At 61.0% G+C, this 16285-nt stretch carries 16 protein-coding genes; 7 read left to right on the top strand and 9 right to left on the bottom strand.

Going from position 1 to position 16285, the window contains the following annotated elements; genetic code table 11:
* Window positions 1-39 precede the first annotated feature (39 nt).
* Window positions 40-918 (bottom strand): phospholipase A, encoded by an 879-nt coding sequence (gene pldA / locus C3F38_RS03170; RefSeq protein ID WP_038874113.1) that lies wholly within the window; start codon window positions 916-918, stop codon window positions 40-42.
* Between the two features lie 203 nt (window positions 919-1121).
* Here pldA and C3F38_RS03165 point away from each other — a divergent pair, with 203 nt between their 5' ends.
* Together C3F38_RS03165 and rarD are read left to right on the top strand one after the other, a co-directional pair.
* Complete coding sequence (locus C3F38_RS03165; protein WP_033649641.1) at window positions 1122-1592, top strand: thioesterase family protein; 471 nt, start codon at window positions 1122-1124, stop codon at window positions 1590-1592.
* Window positions 1593-1658: 66 nt separating this feature from the next.
* Window positions 1659-2546: an EamA family transporter RarD gene (rarD, locus tag C3F38_RS03160; protein ID WP_047729434.1), complete on the top strand. Its 888-nt coding sequence runs from the start codon at window positions 1659-1661 to the stop codon at window positions 2544-2546.
* Window positions 2547-2562: 16 nt separating this feature from the next.
* Here rarD and corA read toward each other — a convergent pair whose 3' ends face one another.
* Window positions 2563-3513: a magnesium/cobalt transporter CorA gene (gene corA, locus C3F38_RS03155; RefSeq protein ID WP_004934262.1), complete on the bottom strand. Its 951-nt coding sequence runs from the start codon at window positions 3511-3513 to the stop codon at window positions 2563-2565.
* A gap of 446 nt (window positions 3514-3959) precedes the next feature.
* Between corA and C3F38_RS03150 the strand changes: the two genes are divergently transcribed.
* On the top strand, window positions 3960-4433 hold the full coding sequence (locus C3F38_RS03150) for a WbuC family cupin fold metalloprotein (protein WP_025160392.1): 474 nt from the start codon (window positions 3960-3962) through the stop codon (window positions 4431-4433).
* 41 nt (window positions 4434-4474) lie between these two features.
* Here the strand turns inward: C3F38_RS03150 and uvrD are convergent, their stop codons facing one another.
* From uvrD to C3F38_RS03120, 6 genes are all read right to left on the bottom strand, one after another.
* Window positions 4475-6637, bottom strand: a complete 2163-nt coding sequence (uvrD, locus tag C3F38_RS03145) for a DNA helicase II (RefSeq protein ID WP_038874108.1) — start codon at window positions 6635-6637, stop codon at window positions 4475-4477.
* A gap of 78 nt (window positions 6638-6715) precedes the next feature.
* Entirely contained in the window at window positions 6716-7432 is a 717-nt protein-coding gene (gene yigB / locus C3F38_RS03140) for a 5-amino-6-(5-phospho-D-ribitylamino)uracil phosphatase YigB (protein WP_038874105.1), read from the bottom strand.
* The gene (gene xerC / locus C3F38_RS03135) at window positions 7432-8343 is read right to left on the bottom strand and encodes a tyrosine recombinase XerC (protein WP_033654013.1); all 912 of its coding nucleotides are present in this window, start codon (window positions 8341-8343) and stop codon (window positions 7432-7434) included. Before xerC ends, yigB begins: the two co-directional genes overlap by 1 nt.
* The gene (locus C3F38_RS03130) at window positions 8340-9053 is read right to left on the bottom strand and encodes a DUF484 domain-containing protein (protein ID WP_038874100.1); all 714 of its coding nucleotides are present in this window, start codon (window positions 9051-9053) and stop codon (window positions 8340-8342) included. Before C3F38_RS03130 ends, xerC begins: the two co-directional genes overlap by 4 nt.
* On the bottom strand, window positions 9050-9874 hold the full coding sequence (gene dapF / locus C3F38_RS03125) for a diaminopimelate epimerase (RefSeq protein WP_038874096.1): 825 nt from the start codon (window positions 9872-9874) through the stop codon (window positions 9050-9052). Before dapF ends, C3F38_RS03130 begins: the two co-directional genes overlap by 4 nt.
* Window positions 9875-9945: 71 nt before the next feature.
* Window positions 9946-10152: a lipoprotein gene (locus C3F38_RS03120; RefSeq protein ID WP_048232385.1), complete on the bottom strand. Its 207-nt coding sequence runs from the start codon at window positions 10150-10152 to the stop codon at window positions 9946-9948.
* Window positions 10153-10230: 78 nt separating this feature from the next.
* Here C3F38_RS03120 and cyaY point away from each other — a divergent pair, with 78 nt between their 5' ends.
* Window positions 10231-10551 (top strand): iron donor protein CyaY, encoded by a 321-nt coding sequence (gene cyaY, locus C3F38_RS03115; protein WP_004934237.1) that lies wholly within the window; start codon window positions 10231-10233, stop codon window positions 10549-10551.
* A gap of 36 nt (window positions 10552-10587) precedes the next feature.
* Here cyaY and C3F38_RS03110 read toward each other — a convergent pair whose 3' ends face one another.
* On the bottom strand, window positions 10588-13140 hold the full coding sequence (locus C3F38_RS03110; protein WP_019452546.1) for a class I adenylate cyclase: 2553 nt from the start codon (window positions 13138-13140) through the stop codon (window positions 10588-10590).
* Window positions 13141-13456: 316 nt separating this feature from the next.
* On the opposite strand from C3F38_RS03110, the gene hemC reads away from it, so the two are divergent.
* From hemC to hemX, 3 genes are read left to right on the top strand one after another with little or no spacing between them, the layout of a single operon-like run.
* Window positions 13457-14398, top strand: coding sequence for a hydroxymethylbilane synthase (gene hemC / locus C3F38_RS03105; protein ID WP_055317093.1), 942 nt, complete (start codon window positions 13457-13459; stop codon window positions 14396-14398).
* A complete protein-coding gene (gene hemD, locus C3F38_RS03100; protein WP_038874086.1) occupies window positions 14395-15135 on the top strand; it encodes a uroporphyrinogen-III synthase in 741 nt (246 codons plus the stop codon). The genes hemC and hemD overlap by 4 nt, the downstream gene beginning before the upstream one ends.
* Window positions 15136-15157: 22 nt before the next feature.
* Window positions 15158-16282 (top strand): uroporphyrinogen-III C-methyltransferase, encoded by a 1125-nt coding sequence (gene hemX, locus C3F38_RS03095; RefSeq protein WP_038874084.1) that lies wholly within the window; start codon window positions 15158-15160, stop codon window positions 16280-16282.
* Window positions 16283-16285: the final 3 nt, after the last annotated feature.

Below are 16285 nucleotides of genomic sequence, written 5' to 3'. Positions count from 1 at the left end.
TTCCCCATTTTTTCATCGGTACACACCCACCGGGTATGATTACATAATATCGTTCAGCATGACACCAACGCCCACCCGTGTCTGCCGGAAGTTGTAGTCGATCAGCGATTCGCCGTAGCCGCTGAACACCTGGGTATAGAAGCGCACGTTGCGGGTAATCGGATAGCTCCAGCCCAGTTCCGCGCCGCCGTAGCCGCTGTTCCAGTTGTAGTGGCTGTCGACGCTGAACACGCTGTCGCCCCAGGCGTAACCGACCTTCAGCCGGTAGTATCCCATGTATTTGGTGATGTCCGGGTTGTCGTCGTTGCTCGAGCTCTCCGAGAAACGGAACCAGGGCTTGAGATCCACCTGCCAGTTGCCGTTTTGCGCCATCAGCCGCGCATAGCCGCGATTCCAGCTGCGCGACGTCGGATCCGAGCGGCCGTTAGACTGATGATTAACGCCGATTTCAACATCGCGCAGCGTCCAACCGGCAAAGCGGTAATCGGTCGCCCACCCCACGAACAGCTGCGGCTCGTAGTTGGTTTCGCGGAACGGCGAAGACTCGCCGCGGTTGGACAATTGCCACCAGGAGCGCTGAGTATAAGACGCGCCGAGCACCGAGCTGTCGCCGGCAATGCCCCGCCACAGCGGAAACGCCAGGCTAAGCTGGTATTTCACCTCATCCTTGCGCGCCTTGTCGGCCCAGTTGTACGTCTTGATGGCCTCTTTGTTGATATCGCTGGTGTCGGTGTACAGCAGGTAATTGGGATCGTAAGGATACAGCGTGAACGGATTATCGTGCTCCTGCAGCAGGTTGGCGATAATGCTGCCGCGCACCGCCGGCTTATCGTGAATCTGCTGCTCTTTGGCTTCCTCAGCCAATGCCAGCGCCGGCATCAGCAGCGTGGCGGAAACGATCCCTGACAAAATGCGCATAACCTCTCCTCACTCCAACGAAAAAGGGCAAGCCCGGAAAAAATCAGGCCATTTTACACACAAAGGGGGCTTTACCGCAGCGCAGGTCGGTTTTATTGGAATAGTCTGGTAAGCAACAAAGGTTAAGCATAAAATCAACATTCCATTAACCTGGACTGACCAGTTAGCTCCCTTAAAACGCAAAAGAAAAACGGAAACCCGCTATGTCGACCACACCACTGACCCTGGAAGCCGCCCGCCGCAAGATCGGCGAAATCTTTGTCTACCACATGCCGTTCAACCGCGAGCTTGGCCTGGAGCTGCGCCGCTTCGACGATGATTACGTCGAGCTGAGCTTCACCAACCAACGCAAGCTGGTGGGCAACGCGGCACAGGAAATTCTGCACGGTGGCGTGATCGCCGCAGTGCTTGACGTCGCCGCCGGATTGGCCTGCGCCGGCGGCGTGCTGACGCGCCTGGAGCCGCTGATCGAAGAGGAGATCGCCGCCAAGCTGTCGCGCATGGGCACCATCGATCTGCGCGTCGACTACCTGCGCCCCGGCCGCGGCGAGCACTTCGTCGCCTCCGCCAGCGTGCTGCGCAGCGGCAACAAGGTCGCCGTCGCGCGCGTAGAGCTGCATAACCACGACGGCCTGCATATCGCGAGCGCCACCGCCACCTATCTGGTCGGCTGATGATTGTGTGCGGTGAGCGTCTTCAGTACACTCACCGCATCTTACGTTCCCCACCCGAGTGACGTCATGGACGCAAAGCAAACGCGTCAGGGTATTTTCTTCGCCCTGGCCGCCTATTTTATGTGGGGCATCGCCCCGGCCTATTTCAAACTGATTCAGCAAGTGCCCGCCGATGAGATCCTCACCCACCGGATCATCTGGTCGTTTTTCTTCATGCTGGCGCTGATCTCGCTGGGCCGCAGCTGGCCGAAAGTGCGGGCCGCCTGTCAAAATCGCAAACGGCTGCTGCTGCTGGCAGTCACCGCGCTGTTGATCGGCGGCAACTGGCTGCTGTTCATCTGGGCGGTGAACAACCACCATATGCTCGAGGCCAGCCTGGGCTACTTCATCAACCCGCTGGTTAACGTGCTGTTGGGGATGCTGTTTCTCGGCGAACGCTTCCGCCGCATGCAGTGGGTGGCGGTGGCGCTGGCGTTCACCGGGGTGCTGGTACAGCTCTGGCAGTTCGGCTCGTTGCCGATCATCGGTCTGGGGCTGGCGTTCAGCTTCGCCTTCTACGGCCTGCTGCGCAAGAAAATCGCCATCGACGCCCAGACCGGCATGCTGATCGAAACGCTGTGGCTGCTGCCGGTGGCGGCGGCCTATCTGTTCCTGTTCACCGACAGCCCCACCAGCCACCTGAGCGCCAACCCGTGGTCGCTGAACCTGCTGCTGGTCGCCGCCGGCATCGTCACCACCGTGCCGCTGCTGTGCTTCACCGCGGCGGCCACCCGGCTGCGCCTGTCGACGCTCGGTTTCTTCCAGTATCTCGGCCCGACGCTGATGTTCCTGCTGGCGGTCACCTTCTACGGCGAAACCGTCGGCCAGGACAAGCTGGTGACCTTCGGCTTTATCTGGGCGGCGCTGATCCTGTTCACCCTCGACGCGCTCTATACCCAGCGCAAGCTGCGCTGAGCCCGGCGCCGCCGGGTTACAGCCAGTTCTTGCGCTTGAAGTACAGGTAAGGGGCCAGGCCGGCCAGGATCATCAAGGTGATGGCACCCGGGTAGCCGAACGACCATTTCAGCTCCGGCATGAATTCGAAGTTCATGCCGTAGCTGGAGGCCACCAGCGTTGGCGGCAGGAACACCACCGACACCACCGAGAAGATCTTGATGATGCGGTTCTGCTCAATGTTGATGAAGCCCATCGCCGCCTGCATCAGGAAGTTCACCTTCTGGAACAGCGATTCGTTGTGCGGCAGCAGGGATTCGATGTCGCGCAGCACTTCACGCGCCTGCTCCAGCTGGCCGGTCGGCAGACGCGCCTTGCGCACCAGGAAGTTGAGCGCGCGCTGGGTATCCATCAGACACAAACGCACCTTCCAGCCGATATCTTCCAGCTCCGCCAGCGTCGACAGCGCGGCGTCGTATTCGTCGCCCTGATGCCCTTCCATGATCACCCGGCTGAGCTGTTCCAGATCGCTGTAGATGTTCTCTATCTCGTCCGCCAACTGCTCAATCTTGGTTTCGAACAGATCCAGCAGCAGTTCGTAGGCGTTGCCTTCGAGCATGGTCTGGTTGCGGGCGCGCATGCGGTACAGGCGAAACGCCGGCAGTTCACGCTCGCGCAGGGTATACAGGCGGCCATCGCGGATGGTGAACGCCACCGTGGAGTTGCCGGCGTGATCTTCCGCATCTTCAAAGTAGAAGAAGGAGTGGATATGCAGACCGTCTTCGTCTTCGAAGAAACGGGCGGAGGCTTCGATGTCGTCCAGCTCGGGACGCGTCGCCAGGCTTTGTCCCAGCTCATTCTGCACGCGCTCACGCTCGCCCTCTTCCGGCTCGACCAGGTCAACCCACAGCGATGACGTGAGATCATCCGAGTCGTCCAGCTCCAGACGGGACAAGCGGCGGTTATCTAATTTAAAAGCGCTCAGCATGTGCCAAAACTCCGTGAAGGTAACGGGTGTGGACAACGCGTTGAAGCACAGAAACAGAGGGGATGCGTATCACCGATTTGTTTCAGACCATGAAGAGATCTGACTCATAGCGACGCTTTGCGGGGTCGCCGACAACCACGAAGGCTATCAGCAAAAACGGAGAGCCTTAGAAGTTATACCTGCGGCGCAGGTCAGTGAGCCAGTATCTACTGGGTGTGTCCAAGGCGTCTGTCCTCAATGATAATAGTGCGCGCATGTTACGCCGAGAGGAAAAAGCCTGTCAACACGTTAGGCGGGATAATTGCGCAACAAATCATCACGATGATCAATGGTAAAAATGGCGCTTAAACCGTGCTGAAAAAAGTCGCGGCGATCGCTTACCACCACCAAGAATGTTGTTAATATGACATCACCCTAATGGTACGACAAGCATGCGGATTTAAATGATGAAACAGATTACCGCCCATGAACTGACCGCGATGAGCGAACAGGCCGCCAGCGTGGCCCGCCTGCGCGCGCACCGCACTTTACACGAAGAGTTGAGCGACCCGGTGCAACGCCTGGCGATCGCCATGGAACCCGGCACCTATATCCGCCCGCACCGTCACCCGCAAACCTGGGAATTGCTGACGCCGCTGCGCGGCCGTTTTGTCGTGCTGCAGTTCAACGATGACGGCGTCGTGACGCAGCGCACCTTGCTCGGCGAAGAAACCAAAGTGCTGGAGATGCCGGCATTTACCTGGCATGCGGTGCTGTCGGTCGATGCCGGCGGCGTGGTGTTTGAAGTGAAGCAGGGCCCGTATCAGGCGCTGACCGAAGAGGACTGCATGCAATGGGCACCGCAGGAAGGCGGCGAAGGCACCGAAGCGGTGATGCGCTGGTATGCCACCGCGCAGGTCGGCGATCGCTACCCTCACTGATAACGATTGCAGGGGCGTGCCCCTGCAACTCTCCCCGCTCTTTATACCGTTTCCAGGCGAGCGTAGGCCGCCACCAGCCACTTGATGCCCTCGCCCGGGAAAGCGATCTGCAGCCGGCTGTGCTCGCCGCTGCCCTCCAGATTGACGATGGTGCCTTCGCCAAACTTGGGGTGGCGCACGCGCTGGCCCAGCTTGTAGCCGGTATCGTTCTCACTGATCGGCGTGCCCATGCGGCGGTGATTGACCGGGCGCGATACGCTGGCGCGCAGGCGCACTTCTTCCACGCACTCTTCCGGCAGCTCGCCGATAAAGCGCGACGGCCGGTGGTAAACCTCTTTGCCGTACAGACGGCGCGTTTCGGCATAGGTCAGCGTTAGCTTCTGCATGGCGCGCGTTACGCCCACATAGGCCAGGCGGCGCTCCTCCTCCAGACGGCCGCCTTCATCCAGCGACATCTGGCTCGGGAACATGCCTTCTTCCATGCCGACGATAAACACCAGCGGGAACTCCAGGCCCTTGGCGGAGTGCAGGGTCATCAGCTGCACCGCGTCCTGATAGGCGTCGGCCTGGCCTTCGCCCGCCTCCAGCGCCGCATGCGACAGGAACGCCTGCAGCGGCATCAGATCCTGATCTTCTTCCTGATAGCTGAACTGGCGCGTTGCCGTCACCAATTCCTCAAGGTTTTCGATGCGCGCCTGCCCCTTTTCGCCTTTCTCCTGCTCATACATGATGAACAGCCCGGAATCGCGGATCACCCGGTCGGTCTGCACGTGGAGCGGCATGTCGGCGGTTTCATGCGCCAGCGACTCCACCAGTTCGATAAAGCGCTGCAGCGCCGACGCGGCGCGGCCGGCCAACACTTTGTCCTGCATCAGCTCGCGCGTCGCCTGCCACAGCGTCAGCTGACGATCGCGCGCCGCCTGGCGCACCACGTCGAGGGTACGATCGCCGATGCCGCGCGTCGGGGTGTTGACCACGCGCTCGAAGGCCGCATCGTCGTTGCGGTTGGAAATGAGGCGCAGGTAAGCCAGCGCATCCTTGATTTCCTGGCGTTCGAAGAAGCGCTGGCCGCCGTAGATGCGGTACGGCATCGCCGTCTGCAGCAGCGCCTCTTCCAGCACGCGCGACTGGGCGTTGCTGCGGTACAGGATGGCGCAGTCGTTCAGCGCCCCGCCGTTGTCCTGCCAGGTCTTGATGCGGTTGACCACGAAGCGCGCTTCGTCGAGTTCGTTGAAGGCACAGTAGATGGAGATCGGTTCGCCTTCGCCGCCTTCGGTCCACAGGTTTTTGCCCATGCGCCCGTCGTTGTTGGCGATCAGGGTGTTGGCCGCTTTCAGGATGTTGCTGGTGGAACGGTAGTTCTGCTCCAGGCGGATGGTTTCCGCACCGGGGAAATCTTTCAGGAAGCGCTGGATGTTTTCCACCTGCGCGCCGCGCCAGCCGTAGATCGACTGGTCATCGTCACCGACGATCATCACGTTGCTGTTGCCGCCCGCCAGCAGACGGATCCAGGCGTACTGGATGCTGTTGGTATCCTGGAATTCGTCCACCAGCACGTTGGTGAAACGTTCGCGGTAGTGGTTGAGGATATGCGGCTTGTTCAACCACAGCTCGTGCGCGCGCAGCAGCAGCTCGGCGAAATCCACCAGCCCCGCGCGATCGCAGGCTTCCTGATAGGCCTGATAGATGCGCAGCCAGGTGGCCTCTACCGGATTGTTGTAGGTCTCGACGTGCTGTGGCCGCAGGCCCTCGTCTTTCTTGCCGTTGATGTACCACATCGCCTGACGCGGCGGCCACTGCTTCTCGTCGACGTTCAGCGCCTTGATGATGCGCTTGAGCAGCCGCAGCTGGTCGTCGCTGTCGAGGATCTGGAAATCCTGCGGCAGGTTGGCTTCCAGGTGGTGGGCGCGCAACAGACGATGCGCCAGGCCGTGGAAGGTGCCGATCCACATGCCGCCCTGGCTGGTGCCGATCAGATGTTCGATACGGTGGCGCATTTCCGCCGCCGCCTTGTTGGTGAAGGTTACCGCCATAATCGAATACGGCGAACAGTTCTCCACCGACAGCAGCCAGGCGATGCGATGCACCAGTACCCGGGTCTTGCCGCTGCCCGCCCCGGCCAGAACCAACAGGTTGCTGCGCGGCGCCGCCACGGCTTCACGTTGTTTTTCATTCAGGCTGTCGAGCAGATCGGAGACGTCCATAGGCACCACTAATGGTTAAGGGAAAACCCGCCGCTGACGGGTTTTTCACTGGAAATTTATACAGAGTTCTGGCAGGGATTATAACAATGCTGTCAGCGATGCCAACTGCGAAATCTCAATATGCGGCAGCAGGCGGCTGTCGGCAGCCTGCATCAGGCAGCGTTGCCGATCGTTGATCCAACAGGCCTGCAGCCCCGCGCGCAGCGCACCGGCGACGTCGGTAGTCAGATCGTCGCCCACGTGCAGGATCTGCTCGGGCGCCACGCCCAGCCGCTCGACGGCCAGGTGGTACATGTCCTGGTACGGTTTGGCGCGCCCGTCCGGCCCGGAGCGCAGCACGAACTGGAAATAGCCGTCCAGGCCACACTGTGCCGGATCGGCGTTGCCGTTGGTGATCGCCACCAGCGGATAGCGCGCGGCCAGCGCCTTTAGCGTGGCGTGGGTCGCTTCCGGTACCTCGATGCGGCTGCGCCACAGCGCGAAGTTTTGCATCGCCGCATCGGCCCCGATCGCCGCGTCGGCATCGCGCAGCCCCTGCCGGCTCAGCGCCAGATGAATGGCGCGCCAGCGCCACTGGGTGACGTCGTGGTAGATCTCCGGATCCTGTTCGCGCAGCTCCTGGCGCAGGCGGTGGAAATCCGCCGACTGGAAGCTGTTCAGACCGGGATGGTAGCTCTGCAGGAAGGCCACCGACTGTTGTTCGGTCTGTCTAATCACCGGGCGATTGTCATACAGCGTGTCGTCCAGATCGAAAGTCAACGCCGCCAGCGGGCGCAGCGGGCGATAAAAATGCATCAGGATTTCCCCCGTTTGGCGCGCGGATGCGCGGCATCGTACACGTTCGCCAGATGTTGAAAGTCGAGGTGGGTATAAATTTGCGTGGTGGTCAGGTTGGCGTGGCCGAGCAGCTCCTGCACCGCGCGCAGATCGCCGCTCGACTCCAGCATGTGGGTAGCGAAGGAGTGGCGCAGCTTGTGCGGATGGATATGGCTGTTGACGCCCTGTTTCACACCCCATTCGGCGAAGCGCTTTTGCACGTTGCGCGTCGAAATGCGCCGCCCCTGATTGGACAGGAACATCGCGTCATCTTCCGGCCCGAACAGATCGCGCATCGCCAGCCAGTGTTCCAGCCAGGTGACGGCGGTGCGCCCGATCGGCAATTTGCGCTCTTTGCTGCCTTTCCCCATCACCCACACCTCGCCGGCGGCCATGTCGACATGGCGGCAATCCAGCCCCACCAGCTCGGAGAGGCGCAGGCCGGCGCCGTACATCACCTCCAGCATGGCGCGATCGCGCACCGCCAGCGGATCGTTGAGATCGATCTCCAGCAGCTGGTTCATTTCATCGACGTCGATGTTTTTCGGCAGATGGCGGCCGCTACGCGGCGTGCGGATGCCTTTGGCGGGGTTGGCGTGCAATACGCCCTGGCTGACCAGCCAGTCGAGGAAACTGCGCAACGAAGAGAGCCGCAGCGCCAGGCTGGCGGACTGCAGGCCGGCGCGTTTGCTGCGCGCCGCCAGCATGCGCACCCGGGCGGCGTCCAGCGCCGTCCAGTCGGTGACGCCGATCTCCTGCGCCAGGCGCATCAGCGCCGCCAGCTGGCGCGAATAGCTGAGCTGCGTCAGCGGGCTGAGTTGCCGTTCTACCTTGAGATAACGCAGAAAAGCGTCCACCGGCTGCTGCAGGCTGGGCGCAATCGGCGTCATGCGCGTTCGACCCAGCGTTCCAGCAGTTCCGGCAGCATGCGCGCCAGTTGATTGAGCATCACCGTGCCCATGCCCTGCTGATAGTGTTGCGTATCGCGGCTGCTGAAGATCACCATGCCCAGTTCGCCGTCGTCGCCCAGCATCGACAGCGCCACAGAGCCAATCTGGCCAATCTGTTTGGCCTGCGGCAACAGCAGCAGCAGTTCGGGGCCGTTCAGGCCGCCGAGGTAGTGTTGTTCGCTGCCCAGCCGCTGAATGCGGAACGGCTCGAACGCCGAACGCGTCAGCGCCAGGTGGGTGAAGTCGGAAGGCGCGCCGATCTTCCAGCGTTCGGCAAACAGGCGCACCGTAGCACCGGCCAAACCGAAGCCGCGCGCCCAGCGCTGCAGCCGGTTGAGCATGTCCTGCAGGCTGTCGGCGGTGGCCAAATCGGCCTGCAGGTGCAGCAACCGGGCGAACAGCCCTTCGTTGGCGCTGGCCTGTTCCATCAACAGCGTGATCTCTTCTTCCAGCCGTTCGATGTGATTGCGCTGGCGGGCCAGATGCCATTCCACCAGCGAAACGGTGCCGCGCACCGGGTGCGGCACGCGCATCTGCTCAACCTGGCGTGCGTTGCGAATAAAGAAATCCGGGTTCTGCAGCAGATACTGCATCACGGTGTCGTCATCCAGCGCCAGGCCGGCGACGCTCTGTTCTTCTACGCTCTTCATAGATGAATAAATCCGTCATAGACATGGGTTGCCGGGCCGGTCATAAACAGCGGGTTGCCCGGCCCTTTCCAGCGAATATGCAGGCTGCCGCCCGGCAGTTCTACATGCACCTCTTCTGACAGCAATTCCTGTTGGATCCCCACCGCCACCGCCGCACAGGCGCCGCTGCCGCAGGCCTGCGTTTCGCCGGCGCCGCGCTCGTAAACGCGCAGCTTGATGTGATCGCGGCTGACCACCTGCATAAAGCCGATGTTGGCCCGTTCCGGGAAGCGCTCATGCCCTTCCAGCACCGGCCCAAGCAGCTCCACCTTGGCGGTTTTTACATCATCCACCTGCAAAACACAATGCGGGTTGCCCATCGACACCACGCCGCACAGCACGGTCTGTTCCGCCACGCGCATGATGTAGGTCTTTTCGGCCTTGGCGGCGCGGAACGGCACCGCCTGCGGATCGAAGTTCGGCTCGCCCATGTTGACGCACACCAGATCGTCGTCGGTGACGCTGAGCACCATGCGCCCGGTTTGGGTGCTGACGCGGATATCGCGCTTGTTGGTCAGCCCTTTCAGCCGCACAAAGCGCGCGAAGCAGCGCGCGCCGTTGCCGCACTGCGCCACTTCGCTGCCATCGGCGTTGAAAATTCGGTAGTGAAAATCCAGCTCGGGATCGTAAGGCGGTTCTACCACCAGCATCTGGTCAAAGCCGACGCCCAGGTGCCGATCGGCCAGCCGGCGGATCAGCTCAGGTGAAAAATAGACATTCTGTGTAACGGCATCGACCACCATAAAGTCGTTGCCCAGACCGTGCATTTTGGAGAACTGCATATCATACTCCGCTATCTGGACGCGCTATCCGTCTTGATTTTGCGGCGGCGCTCGCCACCGCAAACAGGGTGTTACTGGTCGACCATCGACGGTTTTTGCTGAGAGCCAGACTGCTCCTGCTGGTTCTTTTGCACCTGATCGCCCGTTTGCACCGGCGGCTTGGCCGGTTTTTGGCCGGCGGAATCGGCAGGTGGGAAGTAAAGCGGGCCCTTCAGACCACAGCCGGCGAGGCCGGTCAGCAGAACTGCCATCAGCGCATAGCGTAGTTGTTTTTTCATTTGCATTAATGCCTGTAATTCATGCGTCCAAGGTCTCTATAATCGCAGGTGGATCATGAAAAGCAATAGGAATTGAATATGAACGACAGCGAGTTTCATCAGTTGGCCGACCAGCTGATGCTGAATATTGAAGAGACACTGGACGATTTTGACGGCGATGCGGACATCGATTACGAAACCAATGGCGGCGTGATGACGCTGAGCTTCGAAAACGGCACCAAAATTGTCATCAACCGCCAGGAGCCGCTGCACCAGGTTTGGCTCGCCACCAAGGCCGGCGGTTACCACTTCAACTACCGCGACGGCGTCTGGCTATGCGATCGCAGCGGGCAGCCGTTTTATCAGCTGCTCAGCGAAGCGGCCAGCGCACAGGCCGGTGAGGAACTGCATTTTTCCTGAGGCGATGTAGGGCTCGGCAACCGAGCCCTTGCGGCGTCAATGCAGCTGGAACTGCTGTTTGAGCGGCTGCGCGGCGCCATCGGCCACCGTCACGCACAGGCTGGACAGCACGTTGCTGCGGAACGGGATCACCTGCGTGCGCCCGTCGAGCTGCACGATCTGATAGAACTGCGGCAGGTTGAAGTTGATGAAGCTGGAGCCGTAGGTAAAACGATCGTGCGATGAGGAGTAGAAGCGGCTGACGTCGCGCACCAGCTCCTCTTTACTGCCCTCGCAGTGGTGATACACCTCCACCCGATTCGACTCGTCCAGAATATAGATGTTGAAGCCCTTGTCATCCGAGGTGTCTTCGAAGAAGAACTGGATGATCCCCTCGCTGGCGAAGCCATCCACCACCGGCGGCAGATGCACCTGATCGGTTTCCACCTTGATAGACAGGCCGTGCAGCTTGTTGTTGGAGATCGCACCGTAAAACTCCACCGCGTTCTCCAACTTTTGCACCGACACACTCAGGCGCTCGAAGAACAGCCCCCAGGTCTGCCCGGCGACGCGTACCGCCTTGAAGCGGCCGGGCTCCAGGCGGGTGCTGGACAGGCGCAGCTCAATGCACTCCGACACCAACTGCTGGATGCGGGTGCGGATCAGGCCGCGCAGGTGCTGGCTGTAGCAGAACACTTCCACCGACTCCGGCGGCGCGGCGTCCTGGTGCATTTTGCCGAGAATGGTTTTCAGCGCTTCCAGCACCGACTGTTCGCCGCTGAAATGCAGGGTGCGCACTTCGTTCCAAGAGTTGCGATACAGCAGATCGATGCTGCCCACCAGGCACTGCTGCTGCTGGCCGAAGCTGAACACGTCCAGCTTGCGGAAATCGAAGTGCACCACCTGATTGCGGAAGGCGGCGGTCGGATCGTTTTCCAGATTGACGATGATCGCCAGATGGCGAATTTCGCACGGGCTGTACAGCGCTTTCGGCGTCGGCGCCGGCAGGCGCAGCGGGAAGTGATGAGAAACGTCGGCCACCAGTTCCTGCAGCTTGGCGGTGTCGCACAGGTTGCCGCTCTTGATGTGCAGGCGGGTCTGCGGGGTCAGCAGGCCGTTGAAATAGGCCCAGGCCACCAGCTTGTTCAGGTAGCGGTTATATTCCAGCGGCTGATGGCTGACGATCGAATCCATGGCCGGCGCCTGATTATACAGGTACCAGCCGGTGCGGTTGGCGCGACCTACCGGCACGTGAATAAAGGTTAAATCGTTTTCCGACAGGTCCGGCGAAATCTGCGGGTTCACCAGCGTCACCTTGCCGGGCAGCGCCTCGAACGCCGCGTACAGTTTGCGGGTCAGCACGCCGATATCCTGCGGGCTGGCGCTGACGCTGAGGTTGTTGCGGCGGGCGAAACGGATCAGGTTGCGGTAGCTCTGCATCATCGCGTCGAGCAACTCGTTATGCGCTTCACGCACCCGTTCGATTTTCCAGTTGGCGCGGTTGTCCAGCATCGCCAGACGCTCTTCGCTCCAGCCCCACTCGCTGACCAGCTGGCTGAGGATCTCGCGCCGCCAGCCGACGCAGGCCTTGGCCAGCGACAGCTTTTCACACACTTTCAGGTAGAAACAGCGGCGGGCCAGATCGAGGCGGGTGGTATCGTTGATGTCGGTCAGGTAGCGGGTCACGCGCTCGAGCATCATGCAATAGGCATCGAGCCCGAAGCTGACGATTTCGCCCTGATGCAGGCGGTGTTTGATGTCCGTCGCCAGCAGCTGGGTATTGGGGTATTCCCAGGAATAGGCTTCCAGCAGCAGGGTCTTCAGCACTGCCTTGTAAGGCGAATCGATGCTCTTGTACAGCTGCCACAGGCTGGCGCCGAAGTACTCTTCCGCCGACAGCGAACTCAGGCCGCCGAGATCAAGCCACTCGTTCGGCGTCAGCGCGCCCTGCGCGTACAGCGACAGCACGTATTCATCGTAGTGCGCTTCTTCTTCGCCCGGCACCATGTTCCACAGGATGCGTTTGCCGGCCAGGCGCACCGCTGTGCGGTAGAATTCGTCGAGCAACAGGATATGCTGCGTCGAGCCGCAGTCTTCGCCGCCCAGGCTACCGCTTTCATTATGGCGGAAGCGGTTTTCGTCGATCAGGAAGAAGCTGACTTCCACCCCCATCGAGGCGGCCCACTTCTCAAGCAGGCTGCATTTTTGCTGCAGGCGGGTGCGTTCCTCGTTGTCCAGCCAGGACTGGTGGCAGACCCAGATGTCGAGATCCGAGCTGCAGCTTTGGCCGATAGACGAGGTGCTGCCCATCGAGTAGACGCCGGTGATCGGCAGCTCGCCGCTGGCCGGTTTGTCAAACGGGCTGCCCCATTTGTCTTCTAAATCGTTCAGGTAATCTTGTTGAGTTTCATCAGGCGTGTAGAGGCAAATGCCGTGGGGAACGTTACCGTTCAGGTAACCCGGCATCAGCGGGTGGTGGTGGTGCAGTAAGGTGGGCAGCAGACTGTATACCCGTTGAAATGCGGGCTTCATAGCCGCTAGGGCGCGATCGACGCGTAGCTGATTGATCGCATCCAGTCTCTGCTTCAATGTCTCGATGTAGAGGTACAAGACGTCTCGCCTGATTATCCCGGTGTTTAGAAAAAAACCCGTATTCCATAAGCGCCGTTAGTGTAAGAAGAATATTTGGCGACTTATTGCTGGAAACGTGATCAATTTAACACCTTGCTGATTGACCGTAAAGGAGGTAACGCTTCACAATTATTGTAGCGCTTCCCTAAACGATTTACCCGCAGTGTTAACTGCCCCAAAACACATCACACGTCCCTTTGATTCCGTTGTCCTTTTTCCGCCTCCGGCTTCTTGCACTGACAGTATTGGCTCTCAGTGGTAGGATGGATGGCGAAATATAAAAACGGTAACAAGCATGTTAGACAAAATTATTCGAATTGCCACCCGACAAAGCCCGCTTGCACTTTGGCAAGCACATTATGTGCAGCAACGTCTGATGGCCTGCCATCCCGGCCTGCAGGTCGAGTTGGTGCCGATGGTCACCCGCGGCGACGTTATTCTGGATACGCCGCTGGCGAAAGTCGGCGGTAAAGGCCTGTTTGTTAAAGAACTCGAGCTGGCGCTGCTGGAAGGCCGCGCCGACATCGCCGTGCACTCGATAAAAGACGTGCCGGTCGATTTCCCTGCCGGCCTGGGTTTGACCACCATTTGCGAACGCGAAGATCCGCGCGACGCTTTTGTTTCCAACCGTTTCGCCTCGCTCGATCAGCTGCCGCAGGGCAGCGTGGTCGGCACTTCCAGCCTGCGCCGCCAGTGCCAGCTGCGTGAACGCCGCCCGGATCTGATCGTGCGCGACCTGCGCGGCAACGTCGGCACTCGCTTGGCCAAGCTGGACAACGGCGATTACGACGCGATTATTCTGGCGGTGGCCGGCCTGAAACGCCTGGGGCTGGAGCAACGCATCCGCAGCCCGCTGAGCGCCGAAGAGTGCCTGCCGGCGGTCGGCCAGGGTGCGGTCGGCATTGAATGCCGCCTCGACGACAGCGTCACCCGCGCTCTGCTGGTGCCGTTGAACCATGCTGCCACCGAAACCCGCGTACGCGCCGAACGGGCGATGAACACCCGTCTGGAAGGCGGCTGCCAGGTGCCGATCGGCAGCTATGCCGAACTGGATGGCGACAGCCTGTGGCTGCGTGCCCTGGTCGGCGCGCCGGACGGCAGCCAGATGGTGCGCGGCGAACGCCGCGGCCCGGCCGCCGAGGCCGAACGGATGGGCGTTGAGCTGGCGGAAGAGCTGCTGGCGCGCGGCGCACGCGAGATCCTGCGCGAAGTTTACCAGGGAAATCCGCCGGCATGACGATCCTGGTAACCCGCCCATCGCCTTCGGGCGAGCAGTTAGTAAGCCGGCTGCGCGCACTCGGCCGGGTTGCCTATCATGCACCGCTGATCGACTTCGCCCCCGGCAGCGATCTGCCGCAGCTGCCGCAAGCGTTGCAGCAGCTTAGCGCCGGCGATCTGGTGTTCGTGCTGTCGCAGCATTCGGTGAACTATGCCGATTCGGTCATCGGCCGCGCCGGGCTGAGCTGGCCCGCGCACCTGACTTATTACGCCATCGGCCGCACCACCGGGCTGGCGCTGCACTGCGTCAGCAGTTTGCCGGTGGAATACCCGCGTGAACGCGAGATCAGCGAAACGCTGCTGCTGCTGCCGGCGCTGCAAAAGCTGGCAGGCAAACGCGCGCTGATTTTGCGCGGCAACGGCGGCCGCGAGCTGCTGGGCACGACGCTGAGCGAGCGTGGCGCCGACGTCAGCTATTATGAATGCTATCAACGCAGCCCGGTGCACTACGACGGTAGCGAGCAAAGCGCCCACTGGCAGCGCGCCGGTGTGGATACGTTGGTGGTGACCAGCGGTGAAATGTTACAACAGCTCTATACGTTAGTTCCTGATTACTATCGTTCTTCATGGCTGCTGCGTTGCCGCCTGGTAGTAGTGAGCGAACGCCTGGCTACCCTCGCCCGGGACTTGGGCTGGCGTACGATTCGGGTAGCTGACAACGCCGATAATGACGCGCTGATCCGCGCGCTACAATAATCTGACTATGGGATGTGCCACTATGACGGAACAAAATACCCCATCCGCCCCGGTTGAAGAGCCAACCACCGCGGTTGAGAGCTCCCAGCAGCCAGCCGCTGCCAGCCGCAAAGGAAAGAACACCGGCCCGGTGCTCGGCGCGATCGCTATCGTGCTGGTCATCGCCCTCGGCGCGGGCGGCTATTACCACACGCACAAGCAGGCGCAACAGCTGATCGCCGCCAATCAGGCGCTGCAGCAGCAGCTTGAAGGCGTGAAGCAGAGCCAACAGCAGGAAAGAAATGCGCTGGAGGGCCTGTTGCAGCAGCAGGGTAAAACCCTGGACGCCGCCGATCGCGAGCAGGCGAATCTGGCGCGCCAGCTGAGTGAACTGCAGGAAAAAGTGGCGACCATCTCCGGCAGCGACGCTAAAACCTGGCTGCTGGCGCAGGCCGATTTCCTGGTGAAAATGGCCGGCCGCAAGCTGTGGAGCGATCAGGACGTCACCAGCGCCGCCGCGCTGCTGAAAAGCGCCGACGCCAGCTTGGCGGACATGAACGATCCGAGCCTGCTCGACGTGCGCCGCGCCATTACCGAAGACATCAGCACGCTTTCTACGCTGACCCAGGTCGATTACGACGGCATCATCCTCAAGGTCAATCAGCTGTCCAATCAGGTGGATAACCTGCGTCTGGCGGATAACGATACCGACGAAGCGCCGATGGATCAAAACAGCAGCGAACTCTCCAGCTCGATCGGCGAGTGGCGGCAGAACCTGGCCAAGAGCTGGCGCAATTTCATGGCCGACTTCATCACCATCCGTCGCCGCGACACCAGCGCCGAGCCGCTGCTGGCACCGAACCAGGACATCTACCTGCGCGAAAACATCCGTTCGCGCCTGCTGGTGGCCGCGCAGGCCATCCCGCGTCACCAGAACGAGACCTACAAGCAATCGCTGGAAACCGTGTCCACCTGGGTGCGCGCCTATTTCGACACGACCGATCCGGCGACCAAGGCTTTCCTGGAAGAGCTGGACAGCCTGAGCCAACAGTCGATCTCGATGGACGTGCCGGATCAGCTGAAAAGCCAGCCGCTGCTGGAAAAAGTGATGCAGACCCGGGTGCGCAACCTGATGACCCAGTCCCCTGCCGCTCACCAGGAGGGTTAAGCC

It is taken from the genome of Serratia sp. SSNIH1, from assembly GCF_002935055.1.
Taxonomy (GTDB): Bacteria; Pseudomonadota; Gammaproteobacteria; order Enterobacterales; family Enterobacteriaceae; genus Serratia; species Serratia nevei.
Note: the sequence above shows the minus strand (reverse complement) of the source record. Positions and strands in the feature narration are given on the sequence as shown.

What these genes read in the sequence shown, in the direction of transcription:
- rarD (WP_047729434.1), top strand. Translation starts at nt 1,659, where the DNA reads ATGGACGCAAAGCAAACGCGTCAGGGTATTTTCTTCGCCCTGGCCGCC.
- hemC (WP_055317093.1), top strand. Translation starts at nt 13,457, where the DNA reads ATGTTAGACAAAATTATTCGAATTGCCACCCGACAAAGCCCGCTTGCA.
- pldA (WP_038874113.1), bottom strand. Translation starts at nt 918, where the DNA reads ATGCGCATTTTGTCAGGGATCGTTTCCGCCACGCTGCTGATGCCGGCG.
- C3F38_RS03165 (WP_033649641.1), top strand. Translation starts at nt 1,122, where the DNA reads ATGTCGACCACACCACTGACCCTGGAAGCCGCCCGCCGCAAGATCGGC.
- xerC (WP_033654013.1), bottom strand. Translation starts at nt 8,343, where the DNA reads ATGACGCCGATTGCGCCCAGCCTGCAGCAGCCGGTGGACGCTTTTCTG.
- hemD (WP_038874086.1), top strand. Translation starts at nt 14,395, where the DNA reads ATGACGATCCTGGTAACCCGCCCATCGCCTTCGGGCGAGCAGTTAGTA.
- C3F38_RS03120 (WP_048232385.1), bottom strand. Translation starts at nt 10,152, where the DNA reads ATGAAAAAACAACTACGCTATGCGCTGATGGCAGTTCTGCTGACCGGC.
- uvrD (WP_038874108.1), bottom strand. Translation starts at nt 6,637, where the DNA reads ATGGACGTCTCCGATCTGCTCGACAGCCTGAATGAAAAACAACGTGAA.
- dapF (WP_038874096.1), bottom strand. Translation starts at nt 9,874, where the DNA reads ATGCAGTTCTCCAAAATGCACGGTCTGGGCAACGACTTTATGGTGGTC.
- C3F38_RS03150 (WP_025160392.1), top strand. Translation starts at nt 3,960, where the DNA reads ATGAAACAGATTACCGCCCATGAACTGACCGCGATGAGCGAACAGGCC.
- yigB (WP_038874105.1), bottom strand. Translation starts at nt 7,432, where the DNA reads ATGCATTTTTATCGCCCGCTGCGCCCGCTGGCGGCGTTGACTTTCGAT.
- C3F38_RS03130 (WP_038874100.1), bottom strand. Translation starts at nt 9,053, where the DNA reads ATGAAGAGCGTAGAAGAACAGAGCGTCGCCGGCCTGGCGCTGGATGAC.
- corA (WP_004934262.1), bottom strand. Translation starts at nt 3,513, where the DNA reads ATGCTGAGCGCTTTTAAATTAGATAACCGCCGCTTGTCCCGTCTGGAG.
- cyaY (WP_004934237.1), top strand. Translation starts at nt 10,231, where the DNA reads ATGAACGACAGCGAGTTTCATCAGTTGGCCGACCAGCTGATGCTGAAT.
- hemX (WP_038874084.1), top strand. Translation starts at nt 15,158, where the DNA reads ATGACGGAACAAAATACCCCATCCGCCCCGGTTGAAGAGCCAACCACC.